The 4,697-nt window shown below is 45.3% G+C and carries 6 protein-coding genes; all 6 read left to right on the top strand.

Going from position 1 to position 4,697, the window contains the following annotated elements; translation table 11 throughout:
* Positions 1-537, top strand: a 537-nt coding sequence (locus tag AB4653_RS08385) for an FAD-dependent oxidoreductase (protein ID WP_372103814.1), incomplete at its 5' end; no start/stop codon positions are given.
* A gap of 169 nt (positions 538-706) precedes the next feature.
* Positions 707-1,135, top strand: coding sequence for a DUF1499 domain-containing protein (locus tag AB4653_RS08380; protein WP_102257734.1), 429 nt, complete (start codon positions 707-709; stop codon positions 1,133-1,135).
* Between the two features lie 127 nt (positions 1,136-1,262).
* A complete protein-coding gene (gene mtnN, locus AB4653_RS08375) occupies positions 1,263-1,958 on the top strand; it encodes a 5'-methylthioadenosine/S-adenosylhomocysteine nucleosidase (RefSeq protein WP_017100512.1) in 696 nt (231 codons plus the stop codon).
* Positions 1,959-1,968: 10 nt separating this feature from the next.
* Complete coding sequence (locus AB4653_RS08370) at positions 1,969-2,922, top strand: cobalamin biosynthesis family protein (RefSeq protein WP_009848398.1); 954 nt, start codon at positions 1,969-1,971, stop codon at positions 2,920-2,922.
* Position 2,923: 1 nt separating this feature from the next.
* Positions 2,924-3,793, top strand: coding sequence for a vitamin B12 ABC transporter substrate-binding protein BtuF (gene btuF, locus AB4653_RS08365; RefSeq protein ID WP_009848397.1), 870 nt, complete (start codon positions 2,924-2,926; stop codon positions 3,791-3,793).
* A gap of 74 nt (positions 3,794-3,867) precedes the next feature.
* Entirely contained in the window at positions 3,868-4,485 is a 618-nt protein-coding gene (locus tag AB4653_RS08360; RefSeq protein ID WP_009848396.1) for a TRIC cation channel family protein, read from the top strand.
* The last annotated feature ends 212 nt before the right edge of the window (positions 4,486-4,697 follow it).

Below are 4,697 nucleotides of genomic sequence, written 5' to 3'. Positions count from 1 at the left end.
GGTGGTGATACAGCCATGGACTGTGTCCGAACCTCGATTCGCCAACATGCAGCTAATGTTGTCTGTGCTTACCGCCGAGATGAAGCCAATATGCCGGGCTCTCGCCGTGAGGTGAAGAATGCGAAAGAAGAAGGCGTGAAGTTCATGTTCAACCTTCAACCATTAGCACTGGAAACCGATTCATCCGGTCATGTGACTGGCGTAAAAGTGGTGAAAACAGCCTTGGGTGAACCAGATGAGGCAGGCCGCCGTCGTCCTGAACCGGTTGAAGGCAGTGAGCATGTTCTTGAGGCTGATGCCGTGATCATGGCATTTGGTTTCCAACCTCATGCAATGGAGTGGCTAGAACCATTTGGTGTAGAGCTCGACCAATGGGGGCGTATCAAAGCTCCCGGCAAACAAGAGTTTCAATACCAAACCACCAACAGCAAGATATTTGCCGGTGGCGATGCTGTTCGAGGATCTGACTTAGTGGTAACCGCTATCGATGAAGGCCGTAAAGCCGCAGAAGGGATCTTGGACTACCTAGAAGTGTGATTGATATAGGGTTTTCTTTATTACTCAATTCGTTACTATAAAAAAGGATCCAATGATGGATCCTTTTTTCAATTCGATACGTTTGATAACAAGCACAACGATAAATAAGTAGAACAATCGCAAAAGAACCAATAGCGAGAACTACAAAAACAACATCATAGGAATCACGATGAAAAAAGCCGCTCTCCTTTCTCTATCTCTTTTGACTTTAACCGCTTGCAGCCAAGGAATCACGGACATGAAAGACAGAACTTCATCACCTTGTGGAGACAAACCAAACTGCGTATCAACTCAAGATGACCGTGAGCAGCATGCATTGGCCGCGTTTGAGTTATCAGATTCAGCAAACTTAGATGCGATTGAGCAGGTTGCGCTGACCTTACCAGGTTCGAAAACCGCGAGCAAAACAGAAGATTACCTGCGTGTTGAATGTACCTCTCGCATCATGCGCTTTGTCGATGACTTAGAGCTTAAGATCACTGATGGCAAACTGATCGTGCGTTCAGAGTCTCGCACTGGCCATTCTGACTTTGGCGTCAACCGAAAACGAGCGGATCAACTTCGTGCTAGCTTGAAAAGCGAAGGCTTAATCAAATAGATAAAAGAATACACAGATAAATCGTCTGTATTCGGATGAGAAGTGCTTCTGGGCAGTCGCTCGACACTTCTCTTCCATGTTACAATTTCGCTCTACTGTTTAAATAATTTTTATTAAGAGACTACACATGAAAATCGGCATCATTGGCGCAATGGAGCAAGAAGTTGCGATCCTAAAAGCAGCAATTTCAGACATTACTGAAGTTAATAAAGGCGGTTGTACCTTTTTCTCTGGTCAGCTAAATGGTGTTGACGTTGTTTTGCTTCAATCAGGCATTGGTAAAGTAGCAGCGGCTGTTGGTACTTCAATCCTGCTAAGCGAATACCAACCAGATGTAGTATTAAATACTGGCTCTGCTGGCGGTTTTGATTCAACGCTAAACCTTGGCGATGTGGTTATCTCTACTGAAGTTCGTCACCACGATGCAGACGTAACAGCTTTCGGTTACGAAATTGGTCAAATGGCAGGTCAACCAGCAGCGTTCAAAGCTGACGACAAACTGATGGCTGTTGCTGAACAAGCTCTAGCACAAATGGAAGATAAGCACGCCGTTCGCGGCCTTATCTGTACTGGCGACGCATTTGTTTGCACAGCAGAACGCCAAGCGTTCATCCGCAAGCACTTCCCATCAGTAGTTGCTGTAGAGATGGAAGCATCGGCTATCGCTCAAGCTTGTCACCAATTCCAAGTACCATTCGTGGTTGTTCGTGCAATCTCTGACGTTGCAGACAAAGAATCACCAATGAGCTTCGAAGAGTTCCTGCCACTTGCAGCGCAAAGCTCTTCTGAGATGGTTATCAAGATGGTTGCCCTACTAAAGTAAGCGACTAGACATGCAAACACTGTTTGATCAGGTATTTGCAAATGGCGTGCTCCTTGTAATGTGGGGAGCACTGCTTTTTCATTTAATTTTACCTATCCCCCATGCCGCACATCCCACGACCTTATGGCATAAGTTTGCTGAACTTTTAGCAACCAAGGTTAATAACAATCAAAATTATTCCCAAAGCTTAATCTCAGGCACTTTAGCTTGGGGGTTAATGGTTTTACCGGCTCTGGTTATTCTATTGGCACTGCAGCCACTGGTTTGGCAATCACAACTGTTTGAATTAGCGCTGTTGTTACTCGCTATTGATTGGCGTAACAATGAAAAGTTGGCAAATCAGTTGATCAAAGCACTTGGCCGAGAAGATAAAGCCACGGCTCGTCAGTTATTGGCGCCGATTGTTAATCGTCAAACTGAATCATTGTCATCACTTGGGCTTGGCAAAGCCGCTGCTGAAACTATCATCATGGGTTACGCTCGTAATGTGGTTTGTGTTTTATTCTGGTACGCCATTGGTGGTGGAATTGCAGCTTTAATGTATCGCCTGATTGTCGAATTAGCGCGAGCGTGGTCACCAAGCCGTAAGCAGTTCTCTCCATTTGGATCAACGGCAATCAAGATCGTCGCTATCTTAGAATTTATACCGATGCGATTGTTTGCCTTAATGATTGTATGTGGTGATAAAGCGTCTCACACATTCAAGATGATGCTCGTTCAGAGTCGATCTTGGCCATTGCCCGGCCCAGCATGGTTGATTACTGCTGTCGGCAACAAGCTTGAGCTGTCACTGGGCGGCCCTGCGATTTACGACAACACCAAAGCTATTCGAGCAAAATTAGGCGGCAGAATCGCTCCTTCAGCCCTGCACTTGTCTCAAGTTCAAAAACTGCTGTTTGGTCGCATCGCTATCTGGATATTTTTACAAAGCCTAATCTTACTATTTGTTCACCAAGGGATTTAGAGTGAAACCATCAGCACTTGTTACAAGCCTTACTATTTTGTCTTCCAGCTTATGGCTGCCTTTATCATTTGCAGAAGAAGCACTACTGATTTCAGAAAAAGTTCAACCTGCTCAACGTGTGGTTAGCCTTGCTCCTCATGCCACTGAACTCGCATACAGCGCTGGTTTAGGTGATAAGCTTGTTGCGGTGAGTGAGCGAAGTGATTATCCACTACAAGCTGACAAGCTAGAGAAAGTGGCGAATTACCAAGGCATCAAGGTTGAGAAGATCATCGCCCTGCAACCGGATCTCATTCTCGCATGGCCAGCTGGAAACCCGCCCAGAGAACTCGCGAAACTGGAGCAATTTGGTTTTAATATTTATTACTCAAAAACCAAGAGCCTAGATAACATCGCGACCAATATTGAGCAACTTAGCCAATTCGCAAGCGATCCAAGTATTGGCGAAAATAACGCTCAACAATACAGAGAGCAGCTCAACGCGTTGAGACTAAAATACAAAGATGCCGAGCCAGTAAACTACTTCTACCAACTCAGTGAGAAGCCGATCATCACTGTTGCTCAAGGACACTGGCCAAGTGAGGTGTTTGAGTTTTGTGGTGGCCACAATATTTTCGAAGACAGTGCTTCCCCTTACCCGCAAGTTGGCATTGAACAAGTTGTGTTAAGGAAGCCGCAAGTGATCTTCACTTCTCAGCACGCAATTGAGAATGGAACCATGTGGCAAACTTGGGAAGATGAGATCCCGGCAGTTGCTCAAAATCAGATTTGGTCACTTAATTCTGACTGGATTAATCGCCCGACAACAAGAACTTTGAAAGCAATCCAACAAGTGTGCGATTTCTTCGATAGAGCTAGGCAAAATCACTAACTATTTGCAGCGTTTTTTCGTACAATTCGCCACCGACCTGTCCCTACAATTTTAACTATAAGAGCACCAGTATCATGGACTCCATGCTGCTTTATATTATCGATTTATTTGGCACCGCCATCTTTGCCGTCTCAGGCGTATTTGTCGCTGGCCGTCTTAAGATGGATCCCTTTGGCGTAGCCGTTCTAGGCAGTGTAACCGCGATTGGCGGCGGTACTATTCGTGACATGGCACTAGGAGCAACTCCCGTGTTTTGGATCACCGATACCACCTACCTTTGGGTTATCATCACCACCTGTTTGCTGACCATGATTATAGTAAGACGTCCAAAGCGTCTGGCTTGGTGGATATTGCCGGTATGTGATGCGATCGGCTTAGCGGTGTTTGTTGGTATTGGTGTAGAAAAAGCACTGATTTATCAAGACTCGGCATTAGTGGCCATTATCATGGGTGTTATCACAGGCTGTGGTGGCGGTATTATCCGTGACGTGCTTGCACGCGAAGTGCCAATGATTCTAAGAAGTGAAGTCTATGCGACCGCTTGTATCATTGGTGGTACTTTCCATACCATGGCGCTCAACATGGGACACGACTCAGAAACCGCCTTTTTGGCCGGCGTCTTCACGACACTATTGATTAGGCTTGGCGCTATTCGTTGGCACTTATCACTGCCAACCTTTGCTATCAAATAAGCTATCGTTACAAAGTGAAAGGCTCCGCAAAGGAGTCTTTTTTAATCCAGCTCGTTCTGCAATCCATTCTAATGCTCTCGTGACACTTTGCGTTCACAATTTAAAATACCTAACTGAGTTCAAACCTTTAGTTTCAAATCTAGAGAATGAATGTTGTTTGAGGTAAGTTGAAACAATCATTCCCAACTTTCATGAATATCACTCAATGTTAC

It is taken from the genome of Vibrio sp. 10N.222.48.A3, from assembly GCF_041475345.1.
Classification (GTDB): Bacteria; Pseudomonadota; Gammaproteobacteria; order Enterobacterales; family Vibrionaceae; genus Vibrio; species Vibrio tasmaniensis_A.
Note: the sequence above shows the minus strand (reverse complement) of the source record. Positions and strands in the feature narration are given on the sequence as shown.

Coding starts and splice junctions, on each gene's coding strand:
- AB4653_RS08380 (WP_102257734.1), top strand. CDS start 707: ATGAAAAAAGCCGCTCTCCTTTCTCTATCTCTTTTGACTTTAACCGCT.
- mtnN (WP_017100512.1), top strand. CDS start 1,263: ATGAAAATCGGCATCATTGGCGCAATGGAGCAAGAAGTTGCGATCCTA.
- AB4653_RS08370 (WP_009848398.1), top strand. CDS start 1,969: ATGCAAACACTGTTTGATCAGGTATTTGCAAATGGCGTGCTCCTTGTA.
- AB4653_RS08360 (WP_009848396.1), top strand. CDS start 3,868: ATGGACTCCATGCTGCTTTATATTATCGATTTATTTGGCACCGCCATC.